Genomic DNA, 21,019 nt, shown 5'->3' with positions numbered 1-21,019 from the left:
ATGGTGAAATATTTACCGTTCGAAGCACCACTTATGCAACTTAGTGAGAAAATTAATGAGTTAAAAGATTTCACTGCCAATGCAGATGTCGATATGTCTCTAGAAATCAAACAACTTGAGGACCGCTTTAGTAAATTAGCGAAAGATATTTATGATAATATTCAACCTTGGGATCGCGTACAGATTGCTAGACACCCTGAGCGCCCAACGACAAAAGATTATATAAATGCTATTTTCGAAGATTTCATCGAACTTCATGGTGATCGTAACTTCGGTGATGATGAGGCGATTGTCGGTGGTATTGCATCTTTTGAAGGTCGACCAATAACAATTATTGGCCATCAAAGAGGGAAGGATACGAAAGAAAATATTCGTCGTAACTTCGGAATGCCACATCCTGAAGGCTATAGAAAAGCATTGCGCTTAATGAAACAAGCTGAGAAATTTTCAAGACCTATTATTTGCTTCATCGATACAAAAGGAGCTTACCCTGGGAAAGCAGCTGAAGAGCGCGGACAAAGTGAAGCAATCGCACGTAATCTATTCGAAATGGCAGGTTTAAAAGTACCGGTTATTAGCGTAGTTATTGGTGAAGGTGGTAGTGGTGGTGCGCTTGCTTTAGGTGTAGCAAACCAAATCCACATGTTAGAAAATGCAACGTATTCTGTTATTTCACCTGAAGGAGCAGCTTCGATTTTATGGAAGGATGCAACTTTAGCGCAAAAGGCGGCAGAGGCGATGCGTATTACTGCTCCGAACTTAAAAGAAATGGGCATTATTGAGGAAATAATCCCTGAAGTATTAGGTGGTGCACATAAGGATGTAGCACAGCAAGCGCTAAATCTGAAAGCTGTATTAAGCAACTCATTAGAGCAACTGCAATCTTTTACAAGCGAAGAACTTGTACAGAATCGTTATGATAAATTCAGAACAGTTGGCGTTTATGCTGAATAAGAATAACTCATTTTAAGGGAAGGCTGGTTCAGTATCGAGTAATTCGATACATGAAACGGCCTATTTCTTTCGCCACAATACTGACACAGAATGTCATTTCGTGTTAATGTTCTAGTAGTGACGCTTGTAGGAGGATGAATCATATGAAAAAGATTGGTGTTTTAACAAGTGGTGGGGATGCACCAGGCATGAACGCTGCTGTCCGTGCAGTTGTTAGGAAGGCGTTATATCATAACTTAGAAGTAGCGGGTATATATTATGGCTATCAAGGTTTGATTGAAGGTCGTATTGAAAGTTTAGACCGCGGTGCTGTGGGGGATATTATTCAACGTGGGGGTACGAAACTACATTCTGCACGTTGTCTTGAATTTAAAACAGAAGAAGGACAGCTAAAAGCAATTGAACAGATGAAAAAGCATGGTATTGAAGGATTAGTTATTATTGGAGGGGACGGTTCTTACAGAGGTGCTTTAGAGTTAACGAAGCGTGGATTTCCTTGCGTAGGAGTACCGGGAACAATTGATAATGATATTCCTGGAACGGATTATACGATTGGCTTTGATACAGCCCTAAATACAGTCATTGAATGCATTGATAAAATTCGTGATACAGCAACATCGCATGAACGTTCATTTATTATTGAAGTAATGGGCCGTGATGCGGGTGATTTAGCGTTATGGGCAGGTCTTGCTGGTGGTGCTGAAACAATTTTAATTCCTGAAGTACCGCATAATTTAGATGATCTTGTCACACGTTTAGAGCAAGGTTATGAGCGCGGGAAAAAGCACAGTATTATTATTGTTGCTGAAGGGGTTATGTCAGCGAGTGATCTAGCAAAAAAACTTTTAGAAAAAAATATTGAAACAAGAGTATCAGTTTTAGGTCATATTCAACGTGGTGGATCGCCAACAGCACGCGACCGTGTACTGGCAAGTACTTTCGCTGCGAGAGCGGTAGAACTATTAATTGAGAATCGTGGTGGCCTTGCAGTTGGCATGAGAAATCATGTGGTGGTAGACTATGACTTAGAAGAGGCATTTAAGAAAGAACGTAATACAGACTTGTCGATGTATACTTTATCAAAAGAATTATCGATTTAAATAAATTGGAGTGGTCAAGCAGATGAGAAAAACAAAAATTGTATGTACTATTGGTCCCGCTAGTGAAACACAAGAAATTTTAGTGCAGTTAATCGAAGCAGGTATGAACGTAGCTCGTTTGAATTTTTCGCATGGTAGTCATGAAGAGCACGCAGTAAGAATCGAGCAAATTCGCGAAGCAGCGAAAAAAACTGGACAAGTTGTAGCTATTTTACTTGATACAAAAGGTCCTGAAATTCGTACGCATTCAATGGAAAATGACGCTGTTGAATTAGTTACAGGTCAAACAATCGATATTTCAATGACAGAAGTGCTTGGTAACAAAGAAGTTTTCTCGATTACGTATGAAAAACTAATCGATGATGTAGAAAAAGGTTCAATCATTTTACTAGATGATGGCTTAATTGAACTACGTGTTACAGGTAAAGATGTTAAAGCTGGATTAATCCATACTGTAGTTGAAAATGCTGGTGTACTTAAAAATAAAAAAGGTGTAAATGTACCGGGAGTTTCAGTTCAACTACCAGGTATTACAGAAAAAGATGCACAAGATATTTTATTTGGTATTGAGCAAGGTGTAGATTTCATCGCTGCATCATTCGTACGTCGTGCATCTGATGTATTGGAAATTCGTGAGCTTTTAGAAAATAATAACGGTGGTCATATCCAAATTATCCCGAAAATTGAAAACCAAGAAGGCGTCGATAATATTGATGAAATCATTCAAGTTTCTGACGGTTTAATGGTTGCACGTGGTGACCTTGGCGTTGAAATTCCAGCTGAAGAAGTGCCGATCGTTCAAAAAGAACTAATCAAAAAATGTAACACAGTTGGTAAACCGGTTATTACAGCAACACAAATGCTTGATTCAATGCAGCGCAACCCTCGCCCAACTCGAGCTGAGGCTAGTGACGTAGCAAATGCAATCTTAGATGGTACAGATGCAATCATGCTTTCGGGTGAAACGGCAGCGGGACTTTATCCAGTTGAATCGGTTAAAACGATGTATAAGATTGCTAATCGTGTAGAGGATTCATTAGATCATCGTGCAATCGTTAGTAAACGTAGCCGTGAGAAAGGTGCTAGCATGACGGAGGCGATTAGCCAAGCAGTTGCCTACACTTCTCTCAACTTACAAGTTTCTGCGATTTTAGCTCCTACTGAGAGTGGTCATACAGCGCGTATGATTGCAAAATATCGTCCAGGTGTTCCGATTATTTCTGTTACATCATCAGAACAAACATGTCGTAAGTTAGCACTTGTATGGGGTGTATTCCCAATCGTTGGACCAAAAGTTAGCTCAACAGATGAAATTCTAGAGTTAACAGTTCAAGAAAGTTTGAACAAAGGATATGTACATCACGGTGATCTTGTTGTCATTACAGCAGGTGTTCCAGTAGGTGAAGCTGGTACGACAAACTTGATGAAAGTCCATGTCATCGGTGACATGCTAACAAAAGGTCAAGGTATCGGAAGATCAGCTGCGATTGGTAAAGCATTAGTTGCTAAAAACGCGAAGCAAGCATTAGCGCAAGATGCTGAAGGCAGAATAATTGTTACAATAGGTTCTGATCGAGATATGATGCCAGCGATTTCTAAATGTGCAGGTTTAATTACTGAAGAAGGTGGCTTAACAAGTCATGCTGCGGTTGTTGGATTAAGCCTAGGCATTCCAGTTATTGTCGGTGTTAAAGACGCTACTTCACTAATCAGTGATGGACAAGAGTTATCAATAGATGCAGTATCCGGCGTCGTTTATTACGGCCGTTCGAGTATTTTATAATTTGAAATGCTGAAGCGGCCCGTTAAGCCCTGACAAGCGTTGTATAGAGGAACGCAGTCTAAGAACGCCACATCCTGTGGCAACGACTGCGTGACCCGCATCGTGCGGGCCTGAAACAAAGTCTGCTTTTTAGACTTTGACCAAGAGAACGGAAACAATCTCAAGCCGTTATCGTCTAAAGTTAAACAAACAACCTCAGCATATTTAGCTGAGGTTGTTTTTAAAAAGAGGTGAATAAATTGCGGAAAATCTTATTGTTTCTTATTTTAATTCCTATTATTGAAATTGCAGTTGTGTTATTATCCGGTAAATTAATAGGTACCATACCTACGCTAATATTAATTATAGTAACTGGGGTTTTAGGGGTATATTTAGCTAAAACGCAAGGGATTAAAGCGTTTCGAGATATTCAGCAAGCATTGCAAAATGGTCAACCACCAGGTGAGGCAGTCATTAACGGTTTGCTCATATTTATTGGTGGGGTATTTTTAGTATTACCGGGTTTTGTATCTGATATTATTGGGCTTCTATTGATCATCAGTCCGACAAGAAAGCTCTTTAAACCATTGCTTTATTTTTGGATGCGTAAAAAGATGAAAAATGGTCAAGTTATTTTGATTCAAAAATAGGATGCTTTTTCATCTTTACTGCTATCAGTAATAAAAACGGGCTAATTAAAATGCCCGCAATGCCAAAAAGCAATAAGCTAATGGCGCTTATCATAAAGGCATGAACGGAGCGGATATGTAAAGTTGATGCCCACATATACGATTCAGCAAACTGTCTAGTGAGCTGGATTAATACGTATAGAATAAGTAAATATACGCAAAGTAACACATTACCTGTTGCAAAAAAGTAAACACTCATTGGAATAAGGAAGATGCCGATTCCTAAAAATGGTAGGCTGTCTGCAACAGAAATAAGCAATGCCTTTCCAACCGGAAATGAAAAACCGAGCAACATTAAGCCAACTGATAAAATGGCGAATGTCATGAGAAGTAATCGTAGTTCAACTGAAAGGAAATAACTGAATAATTGAGTAGCCTCTTCAAAAACACGTTGAATTGACTTTTTAAAGCGGGCAGGTAAATAGATGAAGAACCATAGTCTATTCCTGCTTGTTTCATATAAGGAAAAATATAGGGCGACTAAATAAAAGGTGAAATCGATTAAGTTATGAAAGGCAGATTGCACGACAGACACGATGGTTGTCATAATCATATCCAGTAGTGATATAAATTTTTCCTGCAAATTAATTAGCAATACAGATTGTACTTCAGAGAATAATTCAATCTGAGAAATAATACGCTTAATCTCCGGCAATGTCTCGATTAAAACAGATATCAAAAAGAGTATAGTTGCAATAAATATGGATAAAATAATAACTTCAGCAGTAAGTGCAGCGAGCCAACGAGGTAATTTTAATGTCGAATTTAAATACTTTAGTAATGGTTGTGCAAAGTAAGCTGTTAAAATTGCGAGAGACACAGGTAAAACTAACCAACTTAAAACTAAAAGCAGAGCAATAAGTATGTAAAGTTGGATACGGTGCATGGTAGATTTATTAATTTTTTCCTGTAACAAGCCATCATCCTTTAAAAGTTGTGATTTTCCACTCTATTTAACGTTGCTTTTTTTCTGCAAAATACGACATTCTTGTTTCAATGGTGCTTTTTCAATTGAAATGAAGGCTTTTCATTCACAAAGCCGTCAAAATTTATTATAATAGCAATGTAAGCGATTTACTTATAGGTTCATATCGAAAAAAGTAGGTTGTATTCCGGTAATATTTTGGATGCTATCTAACATATTTGAAGAAGGAGCGATATATTATGACAGCAACACGCGGATTAGAAGGTGTAGTAGCAGCAGAGACTAAAATCAGTTCTATTATTGATGATACTCTTACATATGTTGGCTACGACATTGATGACTTAGCAGACAATGCATCTTTTGAAGAGGTAGTTTACTTACTATGGCACACACGTCTTCCTAAAGCAGACGAATTAGCTGAATTGAAACAACAATTAGCTGACAACATGGAAGTGCCACAAGCGGTATTAGATCACTTTAAAACTTATGACATCAAATCTGTTCACCCAATGGCTGCATTGCGCACAGCAGTTTCTTTACTAGCTTTATATGATGAAGATGCTGAGGATATGTCTGACGAAGCAAACTATCGTAAAGCAATCAAATTGCAAGCTAGAATTTCTACAGTTGTAACTGCATTTGCTCGTGTACGTGCAGGATTAGAACCAGTAGCACCTAAAAAAGAATTAAGCTATGCTGCTAACTTCCTTTACATGTTATCTGGTAAAGAACCAGAACCAATCGCTATTGAAGCTTTCAACAAAGCATTAGTTTTACACGCTGACCACGAATTGAACGCATCTACATTCACTGCTCGTGTATGTGTAGCTACATTATCTGATGTTTATTCAGGTGTTACAGCTGCAATTGGCGCACTTAAAGGCCCGTTACACGGTGGCGCTAACGAACAAGTTATGAAAATGCTTTCTGAAATTGGTTCAGTTGACAATGTTGAAGCTTATATCAACGAAAAATTAGCTAACAAAGTTAAAATCATGGGCTTCGGACACCGCGTATACCGCAAAGGTGATCCGCGTGCACCACACTTAAAAGTTATGTCTGAAAAGTTAACTAAATTAACTGGACAACCAGAATATTATGATATGTCAGTAAAAATTCACGAAATGGTAACTGGACAGAAAAATCTGCCACCAAACGTAGATTTCTATTCAGCATCTGTATACCATTCGCTAGGTATAGAACACGATCTATTCACTCCGATTTTCGCTGTATCACGCGTATCTGGATGGGTAGCTCACATCTTTGAACAATATGCTAACAACCGTTTAATCCGTCCACGTGCAGAGTATGTTGGACCGGGAATGCAAAAATATGTACCTGTAAACGAAAGATAATTGGTATAATAAAAAAGTCGAGGGCGGTGCTGAGTTTTGGCGCCTGCCCTTTGATTATGAATATTAGGAGGCAATTAATTCATGTCTAACGGTAAAATCGTAGTTGAAAATGGCGTACTTAACGTACCAAACAATCCTGTCATTCCATTCATCGAAGGTGACGGAATCGGTCCAGATATTTGGGCAGCAGCATCACGCGTAATCGATGCAGCAGTAAAACAAGCTTACAATGGCGAAAAATCTATTGAGTGGAAAGAAGTACTTGCTGGACAAAAAGCATTCGACCAAACTGGCGAATGGTTACCACAAGCAACTCTTGACGCGATCAATGAATACTTAATCGCAATTAAAGGACCTCTTACTACACCAATCGGTGGCGGTATCCGTTCTCTAAACGTAGCATTACGTCAACAACTTGACCTTTATGTTTGTTTACGTCCTGTACGTTACTTCGAAGGCGTTCCTTCTCCAGTTAAACGTCCTGAAGACACTGATATGGTTATCTTCCGCGAAAATACAGAAGATATCTATGCTGGTATCGAATATGCTGAAGGTTCAGATGAAGTTAAAAAACTAATCAACTTCCTTCAAAATGAAATGGGTGTTAACAAAATCCGTTTCCCAGAAACTTCTGGTATCGGTATTAAACCAGTATCTAAAGAAGGTACACAACGTTTAGTTCGTGCTGCTATTAACTACGCTATTAGTGAAGGCCGCGAATCTTTAACTTTAGTACACAAAGGTAACATCATGAAATTCACTGAAGGTGGATTTAAAACTTGGGGTTACGAATTAGCTGAAACTGAATTTGCTGACAAAACGTTCACTTGGAACCAATATGATGCAATCAAAGAAGCTGAAGGCACTGAAGCTGCTGATAAAGCACAAGCAGAAGCACTTGCTGCTGGTAAAATATTAGTAAAAGATTCTATTGCTGATATCTTCTTACAACAAATCTTAACTCGTCCAAAAGAGTTTGATGTTGTAGCAACAATGAACTTAAACGGTGACTATATCTCTGACGCATTAGCTGCTCAAGTTGGTGGTATCGGTATCGCTCCAGGAGCTAACATTAACTATGTTAGTGGACATGCGATCTTCGAAGCTACTCACGGTACAGCACCAAAATATGCTGGACAAGATAAAGTAAACCCATCTTCAGTATTACTTTCTGGCGTTCTTATGCTTGAACACCTAGGCTGGAAAGAAGCTGCGGATTTAGTAACTGCATCAGTTGAAAAAACAATTGCTTCTAAAGTTGTAACTTATGACTTTGCTCGTTTAATGGACGGCGCTACAGAAGTTAAATGTTCTGCATTTGCTGATGAATTAATCAAAAACCTGTAATATGAAACTAGATGAAAGAGGGAATTGGGTTCTTTTCCCTTTTCCCTCTTTACAGTTATAATAAAAGGAGCGTATTCAAATGACTTCGAAAAGAAATAAAATTTCTGTAATCGGTGGCGGTTTCACTGGTGCTACATCTGCTTTCTTAGCTGCACAAAAAGAACTTGGTGATGTTGTATTAGTAGACATTCCACAGGCTGAAAACCCAACAAAAGGTAAAGCTCTTGACATGTTCGAAGCTTCTCCAGTACAAGGTTTTGATGCACGTGTAATGGGTACTTCTAGCTATGTTGATACAGCTGATTCTGACGTAGTAATCATCACTGCTGGTGTTGCTCGTAAACCAGGTATGAGCCGTGATGATTTAGTTCAAATCAACCAAGGCGTTATGAAAGCCGTAACAAAAGAAATCGTAAAATACTCTCCAGAAGCAATAATTATCGTTTTAACAAACCCAGTTGATGCAATGACTTACACAGTATATAAAGAGTCTGGCTTCCCTAAAAACCGCGTAATCGGTCAATCAGGTGTTCTTGATTCAGCTCGTTTCCGTGCATTCATCGCTGAAGAGTTAAACATCTCAGTTAAAGATATTACAGGCGTAGTACTTGGTGGCCACGGTGATACTATGGTGCCGCTTACTCGCTATTCATTCGCTGGTGGTATTCCACTAGAAAAACTAATCGCTCCTGAGCGTTTAGAAGAAATCGTTGATCGTACTCGTAACGGTGGTGCTGAAATCGTAAACCTTCTTGGAAACGGTTCTGCTTACTACGCTCCAGCGGCAGCATTAGTTGAAATGGCTGAAGCAGTAATTAAAGACCAACGTCGAGTATTACCATCAATCGCTTACTTAGAAGGCGAATATGGCTACAGCGATATCTACCTTGGTGTACCAACAATTCTTGGTGCTAACGGTATCGAAGAAATTATCGAATTAGACTTAACAGCTGATGAAAAAGCAGCTTTAGATAACTCTGCAGAAGCAGTTAAAAATGTTATGAAAGTTCTTGCTTAATTAGCATTCTATAGAATCGAGTAGGTGAATCCTACTCGATTTTTTTATGAGAAAATATTCATAATAGATGATGCATATAGTCATACTGTATTTTTTTATTGATTATTGGTACTATTGAATTAACAAATCGTCTAAGGGGGAATATTGTGTTACTTGGCAAGAAGAGAAAGTTAGGTAGAAAAATTGAAGAGTTATCTGTTGGTGAAACATTACAGCTAGCAGAGAAAATCGAAGATAAAGACTTACTTTTATATCTCGGCTTAACCAATGACAGTAATCCTCTGTACATACAGAATGACTATGCTTCACAGACGAGTTTTCAAAAACCTGTAGTGCCAACAATCATGTTGAATGGTGTTGTCACATCAGCTATTTCGAAATATATTCCAGGACCAGGCTCTTATATTACAGCTCAGCAATTTGATTATCCGCAGCCGTTGTATCATTATGATACGATTCATATTTTGCTTGAGGTAACTAAAGTGAATATAGAGCGCAATGAAGTGACTGTGGGGATTACAGGCTGTAATGATGTGGGTGAGTTAGTCATGCAAGGTAAAGTAATCGCAAACCCGCCGATAGGTGAACAACATAATTCTGCAAGTAAGAAAGACAAAATCTAGTAGCAGAGGTTTGAAATGGGGGTTTCAAATCAATTGCGGAGGATACAAACATGACAAATAAAATACTTGTAGTAGAAGACGAAATTTCAATTGCAACATTATTGCAATACAATTTACAACAAGCAGGGTATGAAGTAGTTATTGCAAATGATGGTAAAGATGGCTTACATAAAGCGATATTAGAAAAGCCAGATTTAATATTATTAGACTTGATGCTACCGAAAATGGACGGCATGGAAGTTTGCAAAGAACTACGCATGAAGAAAATTAATACACCCATTATTATGCTAACAGCAAAAGACGATGAGTTCGATAAAGTACTTGGTCTTGAGCTTGGAGCGGATGACTATATGACGAAGCCGTTCAGTCCACGTGAAGTAATGGCCCGAGTTAAAGCGGTATTACGCCGCTCAAAAGTATCTGAAGTAGTGAAGGAGAACGAAGAGCATGTCGAACAAACATTTAGCTTTGGACAGCTTCAAGTATTTCCTGATCGATTTGAAGCCCTCTTAGGAGAAAAAGTGTTAGAATTCACTCCTAAAGAATTCGAGTTACTTGTCTACCTATTGGAAAATAAAAACCGTGTGTTAACACGCGATCAACTACTAAGTGCTGTTTGGCATTATGATTTTGCGGGTGATACGCGAATTGTTGATGTGCATATTAGCCACTTACGCGAACAAATTGAAGAAAATAGTCGCAAGCCAAAATTTATTAAAACAATTAGAGGTTTAGGCTATAAATTTGAGGAGCCAAAGCTATGATGAAATCTCTTAGAATACGATTGCTCATTGCCTTTGGATTTTTGTACTTTGCTGTATTAGCTGGTCTTGGTTTTATACTAGGCCAGCTTTTTCCTGTATATGTAGAAGATTCGATTCATACAAATTCCCTGCATTCCCATGAAAATATTATACGAGCGATTGAAAAGGAAAATATTGATTTAACGCTAGAACAAGAACAGGCTATCTCGAATGCAATGCCACTTGATTTTGGTGGTCAGGATTTAGCGGATTCAAGAGTCTACCTATGGCTCATACTAACCGTCATTTTAATCTTAACCTTTATGCTACTAATGGCTATTACTGCGCGCCTAATTAAAAGTCTAGTCCATCCTATAGATAATGTAACAAATACTGCATTAGAGCTTGCGAAAGGTAATTACCGCGCAAGGGCATATGAAAATGTAGAATCGCCGACAATTAAGCTAAGTAATGCGGTCAATGTACTAGCGCGGAACTTGCAAGATATTATGATGATCCGTGAGATGGAACAGGAGCGACTAAAAACACTTATCGAAAATATGGGTAGTGCACTTATAATGATTGGTAGAGAAGGTCATATTTCGATTGTTAATAAATCGTTTTTGGAATTATTTGATGTGCCATTCGATGCTATCTATAAACAAATTTTCCGCGATTTAGGCTTACCAAATGAGTTAGAGCAATTCGTTGATCATGTTTTTATGACGGAAATTTCATATCGTAAACAAATGCAATTAGAAATTCAACAAGAATTTCGCCATATGGAAGTGTACGGTGCCCCTGTTATTGGTGAACATGGTCACTGGCTAGGTATCGTGATTATCATGCATGATATTACGGAACTAAAAAAATTGGAGCAAATTCGTAAAGACTTTGTAGCGAATGTATCGCATGAATTGCGTACACCTATTACGTCTATTAGAGGTTTTTCAGAAACATTATTAGATGGAGCATACAAAGACCAAGGTACGTTACTATCATTTTTGGAAATTATCAATAAGGAAAGTAATCGCCTACAAATGCTGATTTTAGATTTACTTGAGTTATCGAAAGTTGAAAAGCATGGCTTTACCGTTAATATTGAGCATACAAGTTTAAAGGATGTTATTGTACGAGCAACTGAAATGACAGTGCCGCGCCTTGAGGAGAAAAACATGTCTTTCGAAGCTGAAATAGAGCAGGATGTTATAGTGGAAGGTGACTCGAACCGACTAATTCAAGTTGTCATGAACTTAATTACGAACGCGACCACTTACTCACTTGAGAATACGAAAATTAAAGTAAAGCTATATGAACAAAATAACAATGGCGTTATTGAAATAATTGATGAGGGTATTGGTATTGAAAAAACTGAAATCCCGAGAATCTTCGAGCGTTTTTATCGCGTCGATCGTGCTCGTAGTCGTAATTCAGGTGGAACGGGTCTTGGTCTTGCTATTGTGAAGCATTTAATAGAAGCACATCATGGTAAAATTCAAGTTGATAGTGTTGTAGGGGAAGGAACGACGATGCGCGTTATTTTACCTCAAAAACAACCAAATTAACATAACATTTACAATTTGTTTATATAATCTTCATAATCCTTTGGTAATATAATGTTAGAAGCCCCCCCTTCACCAAACCTGTTTGAAAATTAGAATCTAGGATTTCCTAGATTCTTTTTTATGAATTTTTATAGAAGAATACAGCAATTTTAAAATACGAACGTTTTTTCGTATTTTTTATCAGTCGTCATTTTCCTTTCTACTTACACGCGTGGTAAGATAGAAAAGAGAGACGGCTTTTTGACGTTTAGGAAAAAAGAAATTCCGTGCATAATAACATATAAAGCAAACAGCTCTAATTAGGGAAGACGAAATAGGAGAGTGCATTCATGACAAAGGAAAAGCTACTACTTTTAGATGGCAATAGCTTAGCATATCGAGCGTTTTTTGCGTTGCCATTATTAACAAATGATAGCGGTATTCATACAAATGCCGTGTATGGCTTCACAACGATGCTCCAAAAAATACTAGAAGAAGAAAAACCGACGAAAATGCTTGTAGCATTCGATGCTGGTAAAACAACATTCCGTCATTCCACTTACGGAGAATATAAAGGAGGCCGCCAAAAAACGCCACCTGAATTATCAGAGCAATTTCCGTATTTGCGTAAATTATTAGATGCTTATCGCATTAAGCAATATGAGCTTGAAATGTACGAAGCGGATGATATTATCGGTACTTTAAGTAAAAATGCTGAAAACCAAAAGCTTAAAGTAATCGTCGTTTCTGGAGATAAAGACTTAACGCAGCTTGCTTCCGACAATACAACTGTCTACATTACGCGTAAAGGTATGACAGATATCGAAAAATACACGCCAGATCATATTCAAGAAAAATACGGTTTAATTCCTAGCCAAATTATTGATATGAAGGGGCTTATGGGAGATGCATCTGATAATATCCCAGGCGTCCCTGGTGTTGGTGAAAAAACAGCCATCAAATTATTAAAACAATATCCAACAGTAGAAGAACTATATGAAAATGTAGATCAAGTGAGCGGTGCGAAGTTAAAAGAAAAACTTGTTACGAATGAGGAGCAAGCGAAAATGAGTAAGCAGCTTGCAACTATTGATCGACAATCACCGATTACAATTACACTCGATGATTTAGTATATGAAGGGCCAAACGTAGATGAGCTATTTGCATTATGGCAAGATTTATCATTCAAATCATTAATTGAAAAAAGTAGTTATGAGTCAGAAGCGACAACGACAAAGGAATTAAATTTCGAAATTTTAGATGACGTAACTGCAGAACATCTACAAGATACAATGGCTGTTCATATTGAGTTGGCAGATGAGCATTACCATACATGTGATCAACTCGGTCTAGCATTGGTGAACGCAGATCATGCCTTTTACATTCCTTATGAAAAAGCGGTAGCTTCTTTACCATTGAAAGAATGGTTAGAGGACGTATCGAAAAAGAAATATATGGTGGATTCTAAAGCTGCACGAGCGGCATTATTACGTAATGATATTAAATTAGCAGGCGTAGAATTTGATATGCTCCTTGCGGCTTACATCGTTAACCCAGCGATTCCATCTGATGATGTGGCAACAATTTCAAGAGAATTTGGTTACACAGATGTTCTATCAAATGATAATGTTTATGGTAAAGGTGCGAAAAAAGCAGTTCCAGCAATTGAAACAGTTGCAGAACATGCTTGCCGTAAAGCAAATGCGGTATTCCTTTTACAACCTAAGCTAGAACAATTACTTCATGATAACGAACAATTTGAGCTTTATAAACAATTAGAATTACCTTTAGCGGCTATTTTGAGTGAAATGGAAAGTGAAGGAGTCACAGTTGATCGTGAACGTCTCGTTGAAATGGGGCATGACTTAACTATTAAGCTAAAAGCAATCGAAGAAGATATTTATTCAATTGCTGGACAATCTTTCAATATTAACTCACCGAAGCAATTAGGTGTTATTTTATTCGAAAAGCTTGGTCTACCTGTTATTAAGAAAACAAAAACAGGCTACTCAACTGCAGCGGATGTATTAGAAAAATTAGAGCCAGAACACGAAATTATTCGTCATATTTTACAATATCGTCAACTGGGTAAATTGCAATCGACTTATATTGAAGGATTATTAAAAGAAATTCACGAAGTAGATAGCAAAATTCATACGCGCTTCCAACAAGCGTTAACATCAACAGGTCGCTTAAGTTCAACAGATCCAAACTTGCAAAATATTCCGGTACGACTTGAAGAAGGGCGTAAAATTCGTCAAGCATTTGTTCCGTCAAACCCAGAATGGTTACTTTTCGCAGCCGATTATTCGCAAATTGAACTTCGTGTATTAGCACATATGTGTGGGGACGAAAACTTAATAAGTGCCTTCCAAAATGGCATGGATATTCATACGAAAACAGCGATGAACGTATTCCATGTAGAAGAAGCGGATGTAACATCGGACATGCGCCGCGCAGCAAAAGCGGTCAACTTTGGTATTGTCTATGGCATTAGTGACTACGGACTATCTCAAAACTTGGACATCACACGTAAAGAAGCAGCGGATTTCATCGAACGTTATTTCGAAAGCTTCCCAGGTGTACAAGGATATATGACGGATATCGTGGAAGAAGCGAAGAAAAAAGGCTATGTGACTACAATTTTAAATCGTCGACGTTATTTACCGGACCTGAAAAGCTCGAACTTTAATTTACGTAGCTTTGCAGAGCGTACGGCGATGAATACACCAATTCAAGGTAGTGCAGCAGATATTATAAAAAAAGCAATGATGGATATGGCCGCAGCCTTAAAAGAACAAAATTTACAAGCGAAAATGCTATTACAAGTACATGATGAATTAATTTTCGAAGCGCCAAAAGAGGAAATTCCAATTCTTGAAAAACTAGTACCAGAAGTGATGGGGAAAGCATTTGATCTGAATGTACCACTTAGAGCAGATTTTGCATTTGGCCCTACTTGGTATGATACAAAATAAGGAGCGATCGCATGCCAGAATTACCAGAAGTAGAAGGTCTTGTGCGTTCATTACAACCGGTTATAACAGGTAAAAAGATTCGTCATGTGACGATTTCAAATATCATTAAGCAATCGAAAGAACAAGGGAAAGAGTGTATTATTAAAGTGGTTGAACCTGATTTCTTTCAACAAGTGATTGAAGGAATGTCGATTAAAAGCATTGAACGTCGCTCGAAGTATATCTTTTTCCATTTGGAAAAGGGTGGTGTACCATATTTGCTCGTCAACCATTTAGGTATGACGGGCGCGTGGTTCCACGTTTCGCAACTCAGTGATATTACGGAGGAGAAATTCTTGAAGCATGCGCATGTTTTAATCCAATTTGACGATCATGATTGGCTTGTCTATTCAGACATTCGTCGTTTTGGAGAAATGCGCTTTTTGCATGAACTTGCGGAGCATCCTCCATTACTTGAAATGGCACCCGAGCCTTTTTCTGATGATGCTCTCCCGTATTTTTTAGAAAAAGCCAAGCTTCCGAAGTATGCAAATAAGTCTGTTAAGGAAGTTATTATGGATGGACATGTTATTGCAGGTTGCGGGAATATTTATGCAACGGAAGCTCTTTTCAAAATGAAAATGCATCCAGCACGTAAATTGTCACGCATTAGTATGCAACGTAAAATTGAGCTTTTTGAAATGATTGTGCATATATTGCAAGAAAGCATTGATGTTGGAGGTTCGACCATTTCGGATTATCGAAATATTAACGGTGAAGCTGGCAGTATGCAACATCGCTTGAAAATGTATGGTAAAAAGAATTGCCCAAATTGCAATGAGGAAACGAAACAAAAGATAATAGGGGGCAGAAACTCTGTTTATTGCCCAAATTGTCAACATTAAAGGTGTGATATAGATGATTATTGGATTAACTGGAAGTATTGCAAGTGGTAAAAGTACAGTGGCTGCTATGCTCAACGAATTACAATTGCCCATTATAGATGCGGATTTAGTGGCGCGTGTCGTAGTTGAACCTGGTACAGAAACACTACAGCAAATTGTAGAAGCATTTGGAGAAGAAGTGTTGTTAGAAGAGGGTACGTTAAATCGTCCGAAGTTAGGGGATATTATTTTTCATGAACCTGCAAAGCGTAAAACGTTAAATGACATTATACATCCAGCCATTCGTCGCGAAATGCTTCGCCAACGTGATGAACTACTAGAAAATGGTGCGCGCCATATTATAATGGATATTCCGTTGCTATTTGAAAGTCGCCTACAGCATTTTGTTGATAATATTTTAGTTGTATCTGTCAAAGAAGAAACACAATTAAGGCGTCTAATGGAGCGTAATAATTTATCTGAATCAGAAGCTAAGGCGAGAATTAGTTCGCAATTACCTCTATTTGAAAAAGAAAAAGGCGCTGATGCGGTTATATATAATAATCAATCACTTGAATCGACACGCGAGCAATTGCATAAGATTTTACGAATATGGCAAGTAGTTAACTAACGTGTTTTTGAAATGTCAGAATTGAATAACTTTTAAATGTTCATCATAATAGGTTTTACTTTGTTGAAAATGTGTTATACTATTTATCGAATAAATAAAATAAGTATAACGCAGTTACAGGAGGATATTATTCATGACAGTTTCTATTGCTATTAACGGATTTGGCCGCATTGGTCGTATGGTGTTCCGTCAAGCGATACTTCAAGATGATCTAAATATTGTTGCAATTAATGCGAGCTACCCGGCTGAAACGTTAGCACATTTGATTAAGTATGACACAAATCACGGAAAATTCGACGGGGATGTTCAGGCTGAAGAAAAAGCCCTAATCGTAAACGGTAAACGTGTTGAACTTATTAGCGAACGTGATCCATTGAACTTACCTTGGAAAGAAATGAACGTAGATATCGTAATTGAAGCAACAGGTAAATTCAATGCACGTGAAAAAGCAGCATTACATCTAGAAGCAGGAGCTAAAAAAGTTATTTTAACTGCACCTGGGAAAAATGAAGATGTAACAATTGTAATGGGTGTTAATGATGACAAATTAGACCTTGCAAAACATGATGTTATTTCAAATGCAAGTTGTACAACAAACTGTCTTGCTCCAGTTGCGAAAGTATTAAATGATACTTTTGGAATTGACAACGGTTTAATGACAACAGTGCATGCTTATACAAATGATCAAAAAAATATTGATAATCCACATAAAGACTTGCGTCGTGCTCGTGCATGTGCAACGTCAATTATTCCAACTTCTACAGGTGCAGCAAAAGCTTTAACTCTAGTGTTACCTGAATTAGAAGGTAAACTACACGGTATGTCACTTCGTGTTCCAACACCAAACGTATCATTAGTAGACTTAGTAGTAGATTTAAACAGAGATGTTACGGTTGAAGAAGTGAATGCAGCTTTCAAAGCAGCATCAGCTAGTTCGTTAAAAGGAATTTTAGATTTCACAATGGAACCATTAGTATCTGTTGACTTTAATACAAACCCAGCATCAGCTACGGTTGATGGTTTAACTACAATGGTTATGGGGACTCGTAAAGTGAAAGTACTTGCTTGGTACGATAACGAGTGGGGCTACTCAACTCGTGTAGTAGATTTAACTAAAAAAGTTGCAGCTGGTCTTAATGCGGCTGTAAACGCTTAACTTATACACAAAATCACCCTTTCTAGTTGCGATGCTGGAAAGGGTTTTTTATACTTTATCAACAAATAATAGCGATATATGATGAAAATATATCTATTTTTTATGTTGTTAGAACCCTTAAATTGACCGAATACAGTAAATTTATCACGCAGTGGAGAAATTCCACTGCATTTTTTCGATTTTTTAAGGCATTATTTGATATAATAGATAAACTAATATGTTTTGCAATCAGGAGAGAAAAAATATGAGATGTCCAGCATGTCAATTTAATGGAACCAAAGTTATTGACTCAAGACCGGTGGATGACAATAAGGCAATCCGTAGGCGCCGAGAGTGTGAGTCATGTGCATATCGTTTTACTACATTTGAAAAAGTAGAAGAAATGCCGTTGATCGTCGTGAAAAAAGGTGGCTCACGTGAAGAATTTAGCCGTGAGAAGGTTTTGCGAGGTCTTATTCGAGCGTGTGAAAAACGCCCAGTAGCACTAAATCAGTTAGAGGAACTAGTATTTGCAATTGAACAAGATTTACGTAGAATCGGAAATTCAGAAGTGAAAACAGAAGATGTTGGTGAAATGATTATGGACCGATTGGCGAAAATTGACGAAGTATCGTATGTAAGATTCGCCTCTGTATACCGTCAATTCAAAGACATCAATGTTTTTATTGAGGAGTTAAAGGAATTAATAGAAAGACAATCTGATGAAAAATAAATGCGATATGGAGGATGATGAGCGTGGTGCATCTATATAAAGAATTACAGCCCGTTGATCGACTATCCATTCGAATGCCATTTCCTGTATCGAGCTATGATCGCCAGCTCATTACTTTACTATACCAACCTTTAATAGGAGCAGAGCCCATTAGCTTGTACTTCATGTTATGGGCTGAAGGGGAAAGTACGATTGAAGCTGAAATGTCACACTATCATTTGATGAATTCACTTGATATGCCAATTGCTAAAATTTTTGAATCGCGCATTGCATTAGAAGCGATTGGTTTAATGCGTACTTGGCGGAAGGATTCTGATGAGGTGCGTTCGTTTATGTACGACGTCATGCCACCTTTAGAAGCAACAGCTTTTTTCAATGATCCTTTATTATCGATGTTTTTATTTAGTAAAATTGGTGAGCAATCCTATAGGCAGTTACGCCAACGCTTCATTCAAAAGGGGCCATCAAATGATGACTATCAGGAAGTGTCACGAACATTTACAGATGTTTATCGCCCTGTGCAGCATCATTTACCATCCTTTGCAAATGAGCAATTAGGTGAAGAAAAAGAGAAACCAAAGGAACTGCCATTTAACTATGAGGAATTTGATTTTTCTTTACTTAGAGCGGGTTTATCAGAGCAACTTGTCCCATCTTCTGCGCTTACTGCTGAAGCCAACGCGACGATTGCGAAGCTCGCTTTCTTATATCATTTAACACCACTTGATATGCAAAAGGTTGTCATGCTCTCTTTAGATGATCATATGACATTATCAGAGTCAAGATTAAAAAAATCAGCTGCTGATTATTATAAATTAACTGTTTCTACAGAGCCGCCTGCGATGCAGCAAGCATTCCAATCGGCTGTGCATGTTTCAGAGGAAAAGCAAACGAAGGAAAAAGCGGTACAGACGAAAGAAGAGCAATTGATTCATTATCTCGATACGACAGCTCCTATCGATGTCTTACGTGATATTGCTAATGGGAGGGAACCAATCCCTGCGGATATTCAGCTGGCTCAAAATCTTGTCATGCAATATCAAATGCCGATTGGCGTTGTGAATGCTCTACTTCAGTATGTTCTTTTACGTACAGATATGAAGCTATCCAAAAGTTATGTCGAAAAGATTGCTTCGCACTGGATTCGAAAAGGTGTGAAAACAACGAAAGAAGCGATAGATTTAGCACGTAAAGAGCATAAGCAATATATGGAATGGAAAACAGCAGAGCAAAAACCTGCAGCGAAAAAACGCTACAGTGGTGGTAGGGAAGAAAAAGTGCCAGACTGGTTTAACAAAAATAAAGAAAAGAAACAGCAGACAGAAATGCCTAAAAAAGAAGTATCAAAAGAAGTCTCTAAGAGTGATACTGATTTCGAAGAGGAAAGACGTAAAATTCTCCAAAAACTAGGGATAGAAGAAGGGCAGGTGGATTCACATGGAACCGATTAATAATCAGTTAAGAAAAGTGATGGATTCACAAACTTTTCAAGAACGCTACGATCAAATGAAGCGAGAAATTCTTGAAAACAAAGGTGTCCAGCAATTTCTAGCTGACAATGATCAAGAAGTAAACAAAGATATGGTAGACCGAGGTCTCGTTAAACTTTATGAATATACTGGTCAGCAACATGATTGTGATGCTTGCCAATCTGTTGTAAAATGCCAAAATGCATTAAAAGGCTTTGTTCCGAAATTGTCTATTATTCGAGATTCAATAGATGTCGAATATACGCCTTGCCAGCAAAAACGTATGGAAGACGAGCGCCGTAAAGCTGCTTCAATGATTGAGAGTATGCATATGCCGAAGGAAGTATTAAAGGCGACGATCAAAGATTTAATGATTGATGACCATTCACGTGTGAATATTGCAAATAAAGCAGCCGATTTTGTTCGTGAATTTAAAGAAACGGGCGAACTTCCGCATAAAGGCTTTTATTTATATGGTGAATTTGGTGTCGGTAAATCCTTTGTTTTAGGCGCTATTGCCAATGAATTGGCGACATTACAAATCAAATCAGTCGTAGTATTTGTACCTGAATTTTTACGTGAAATGAAAAGCTCAATTCAAGATCAATCGTTACAAGAGAAAATTGATTTTGTAAAAAAGGCACCTGTTTTAATGTTAGATGATCTAGGAGCAGAAACATTATCAAGCTGGACACGTGATGAAATTTTAGGGACAATCATGCATTATCGTATGGCGGAACAGCTACCAACATTTATTACCTCAAATCTTGGTTATGAAGAATTAGAGGACCATTTAGCGTATAACCAAAAAGGTGATCGAGATATGCTAAAAGCTTCTCGAATTATGGAACGAGTTAAAGCATTGACTATGCCTATTCGGATGAGTGGCCAAAATCGCAGAGAATCGAAATAGTCTCGCAAATTAGATACTTTCATTTCCTACTTGATTTTCAACTTAATCGGGGGTATACTTTCAGTCATAATATAATTAAAAATGCTTGGATAAGGACAACAATTTTTTGTACGACTTGTAGAGAGAGAAGCCATGGCTGGAAGCTTCTTAGTACGGCAAATTATTTACCCCCTTGGAGCAGCGACAGTGAACTTCTTAGTAATTGTCGACGGTAGCGGCCCGTTAGCCGATCGAGAG

18 protein-coding genes and 1 other annotated feature (1 of these 19 cut by a window edge) are annotated in these 21,019 nt (G+C 37.9%); of the genes, 17 read left to right on the top strand and 1 reads right to left on the bottom strand.

The features are described 5' to 3' along the window. The 4 genes from accA (at position 1) to JFL43_RS01565 (ending at position 4,466) form a co-directional block, all read left to right on the top strand. Entirely contained in the window at positions 1 to 954 is a 954-nt protein-coding gene (accA, locus tag JFL43_RS01580; RefSeq protein ID WP_200747627.1) for an acetyl-CoA carboxylase carboxyl transferase subunit alpha, read from the top strand. A 143-nt stretch (positions 955 to 1,097) separates the two neighbouring features. Then, a complete protein-coding gene (gene pfkA / locus JFL43_RS01575) occupies positions 1,098 to 2,054 on the top strand; it encodes a 6-phosphofructokinase (RefSeq protein WP_100794508.1) in 957 nt (318 codons plus the stop codon). A gap of 22 nt (positions 2,055 to 2,076) precedes the next feature. Then, the gene (pyk, locus tag JFL43_RS01570; RefSeq protein ID WP_200747626.1) at positions 2,077 to 3,837 is read left to right on the top strand and encodes a pyruvate kinase; all 1,761 of its coding nucleotides are present in this window, start codon (positions 2,077 to 2,079) and stop codon (positions 3,835 to 3,837) included. Between the two features lie 239 nt (positions 3,838 to 4,076). Continuing rightward, entirely contained in the window at positions 4,077 to 4,466 is a 390-nt protein-coding gene (locus JFL43_RS01565; protein ID WP_200747625.1) for an FxsA family protein, read from the top strand. On the opposite strand, the gene JFL43_RS01560 is transcribed toward JFL43_RS01565, so the two are convergent. Next, on the bottom strand, positions 4,447 to 5,421 hold the full coding sequence (locus JFL43_RS01560) for an AI-2E family transporter (RefSeq protein ID WP_100794505.1): 975 nt from the start codon (positions 5,419 to 5,421) through the stop codon (positions 4,447 to 4,449). The genes JFL43_RS01565 and JFL43_RS01560 overlap by 20 nt on opposite strands. A 248-nt stretch (positions 5,422 to 5,669) precedes the next feature. On the opposite strand from JFL43_RS01560, the gene citZ reads away from it, so the two are divergent. The 13 genes from citZ (at position 5,670) to dnaI (ending at position 20,782) form a co-directional block, all read left to right on the top strand. Further along, positions 5,670 to 6,785: a citrate synthase gene (citZ, locus tag JFL43_RS01555; RefSeq protein WP_100794504.1), complete on the top strand. Its 1,116-nt coding sequence runs from the start codon at positions 5,670 to 5,672 to the stop codon at positions 6,783 to 6,785. An 81-nt stretch (positions 6,786 to 6,866) separates the two neighbouring features. Further along, positions 6,867 to 8,132 (top strand): NADP-dependent isocitrate dehydrogenase, encoded by a 1,266-nt coding sequence (icd, locus tag JFL43_RS01550; RefSeq protein WP_100794503.1) that lies wholly within the window; start codon positions 6,867 to 6,869, stop codon positions 8,130 to 8,132. Positions 8,133 to 8,211: 79 nt separating this feature from the next. Beyond that, positions 8,212 to 9,150, top strand: a complete 939-nt coding sequence (gene mdh / locus JFL43_RS01545) for a malate dehydrogenase (RefSeq protein WP_100794502.1) — start codon at positions 8,212 to 8,214, stop codon at positions 9,148 to 9,150. Between the two features lie 146 nt (positions 9,151 to 9,296). Beyond that, on the top strand, positions 9,297 to 9,773 hold the full coding sequence (locus tag JFL43_RS01540; protein ID WP_100794501.1) for a MaoC/PaaZ C-terminal domain-containing protein: 477 nt from the start codon (positions 9,297 to 9,299) through the stop codon (positions 9,771 to 9,773). A gap of 50 nt (positions 9,774 to 9,823) precedes the next feature. Beyond that, complete coding sequence (locus JFL43_RS01535; protein WP_200747624.1) at positions 9,824 to 10,537, top strand: response regulator transcription factor; 714 nt, start codon at positions 9,824 to 9,826, stop codon at positions 10,535 to 10,537. Beyond that, a complete protein-coding gene (gene pnpS, locus JFL43_RS01530) occupies positions 10,537 to 12,081 on the top strand; it encodes a two-component system histidine kinase PnpS (protein WP_100798010.1) in 1,545 nt (514 codons plus the stop codon). Before JFL43_RS01535 ends, pnpS begins: the two co-directional genes overlap by 1 nt. Positions 12,082 to 12,410: 329 nt before the next feature. Continuing rightward, positions 12,411 to 15,038: a DNA polymerase I gene (gene polA / locus JFL43_RS01525; protein ID WP_200747623.1), complete on the top strand. Its 2,628-nt coding sequence runs from the start codon at positions 12,411 to 12,413 to the stop codon at positions 15,036 to 15,038. Positions 15,039 to 15,049: 11 nt separating this feature from the next. Beyond that, positions 15,050 to 15,922 carry a bifunctional DNA-formamidopyrimidine glycosylase/DNA-(apurinic or apyrimidinic site) lyase gene (mutM, locus tag JFL43_RS01520; RefSeq protein WP_200747622.1) on the top strand — a complete coding sequence of 291 codons (873 nt, stop codon included), beginning with the start codon at positions 15,050 to 15,052 and terminating at the stop codon, positions 15,920 to 15,922. Between the two features lie 13 nt (positions 15,923 to 15,935). Further along, a complete protein-coding gene (gene coaE, locus JFL43_RS01515) occupies positions 15,936 to 16,532 on the top strand; it encodes a dephospho-CoA kinase (protein WP_200747621.1) in 597 nt (198 codons plus the stop codon). Positions 16,533 to 16,665: 133 nt separating this feature from the next. Further along, a complete protein-coding gene (locus tag JFL43_RS01510) occupies positions 16,666 to 17,688 on the top strand; it encodes a glyceraldehyde-3-phosphate dehydrogenase (RefSeq protein WP_100794496.1) in 1,023 nt (340 codons plus the stop codon). A gap of 244 nt (positions 17,689 to 17,932) precedes the next feature. Then, positions 17,933 to 18,400 (top strand): transcriptional regulator NrdR, encoded by a 468-nt coding sequence (nrdR, locus tag JFL43_RS01505; RefSeq protein WP_100794495.1) that lies wholly within the window; start codon positions 17,933 to 17,935, stop codon positions 18,398 to 18,400. Between the two features lie 17 nt (positions 18,401 to 18,417). Then, positions 18,418 to 19,851 carry a replication initiation and membrane attachment family protein gene (locus tag JFL43_RS01500; protein WP_234447552.1) on the top strand — a complete coding sequence of 478 codons (1,434 nt, stop codon included), beginning with the start codon at positions 18,418 to 18,420 and terminating at the stop codon, positions 19,849 to 19,851. Further along, entirely contained in the window at positions 19,838 to 20,782 is a 945-nt protein-coding gene (gene dnaI / locus JFL43_RS01495) for a primosomal protein DnaI (RefSeq protein ID WP_200747619.1), read from the top strand. Before JFL43_RS01500 ends, dnaI begins: the two co-directional genes overlap by 14 nt. 77 nt (positions 20,783 to 20,859) lie before the next feature. Then, positions 20,860 to 21,019: a binding site (T-box leader), on the top strand; it runs 82 nt beyond the window's last position.

It is taken from the genome of Viridibacillus soli, from assembly GCF_016612995.1.
Taxonomy (GTDB): Bacteria; Bacillota; Bacilli; order Bacillales_A; family Planococcaceae; genus Viridibacillus; species Viridibacillus soli.
The sequence above is the reverse complement of the archived record's forward strand: the minus strand, read 5'-3'. Positions and strand labels throughout refer to the sequence as shown.

Coding starts and splice junctions, on each gene's coding strand:
- nrdR (WP_100794495.1), top strand. CDS start 17,933: ATGAGATGTCCAGCATGTCAATTTAATGGAACCAAAGTTATTGACTCA.
- icd (WP_100794503.1), top strand. CDS start 6,867: ATGTCTAACGGTAAAATCGTAGTTGAAAATGGCGTACTTAACGTACCA.
- coaE (WP_200747621.1), top strand. CDS start 15,936: ATGATTATTGGATTAACTGGAAGTATTGCAAGTGGTAAAAGTACAGTG.
- citZ (WP_100794504.1), top strand. CDS start 5,670: ATGACAGCAACACGCGGATTAGAAGGTGTAGTAGCAGCAGAGACTAAA.
- accA (WP_200747627.1), top strand. CDS start 1: ATGGTGAAATATTTACCGTTCGAAGCACCACTTATGCAACTTAGTGAG.
- JFL43_RS01500 (WP_234447552.1), top strand. CDS start 18,418: ATGAGCGTGGTGCATCTATATAAAGAATTACAGCCCGTTGATCGACTA.
- mdh (WP_100794502.1), top strand. CDS start 8,212: ATGACTTCGAAAAGAAATAAAATTTCTGTAATCGGTGGCGGTTTCACT.
- pfkA (WP_100794508.1), top strand. CDS start 1,098: ATGAAAAAGATTGGTGTTTTAACAAGTGGTGGGGATGCACCAGGCATG.
- pnpS (WP_100798010.1), top strand. CDS start 10,537: ATGAAATCTCTTAGAATACGATTGCTCATTGCCTTTGGATTTTTGTAC.
- JFL43_RS01535 (WP_200747624.1), top strand. CDS start 9,824: ATGACAAATAAAATACTTGTAGTAGAAGACGAAATTTCAATTGCAACA.
- pyk (WP_200747626.1), top strand. CDS start 2,077: ATGAGAAAAACAAAAATTGTATGTACTATTGGTCCCGCTAGTGAAACA.
- JFL43_RS01510 (WP_100794496.1), top strand. CDS start 16,666: ATGACAGTTTCTATTGCTATTAACGGATTTGGCCGCATTGGTCGTATG.
- polA (WP_200747623.1), top strand. CDS start 12,411: ATGACAAAGGAAAAGCTACTACTTTTAGATGGCAATAGCTTAGCATAT.
- dnaI (WP_200747619.1), top strand. CDS start 19,838: ATGGAACCGATTAATAATCAGTTAAGAAAAGTGATGGATTCACAAACT.
- mutM (WP_200747622.1), top strand. CDS start 15,050: ATGCCAGAATTACCAGAAGTAGAAGGTCTTGTGCGTTCATTACAACCG.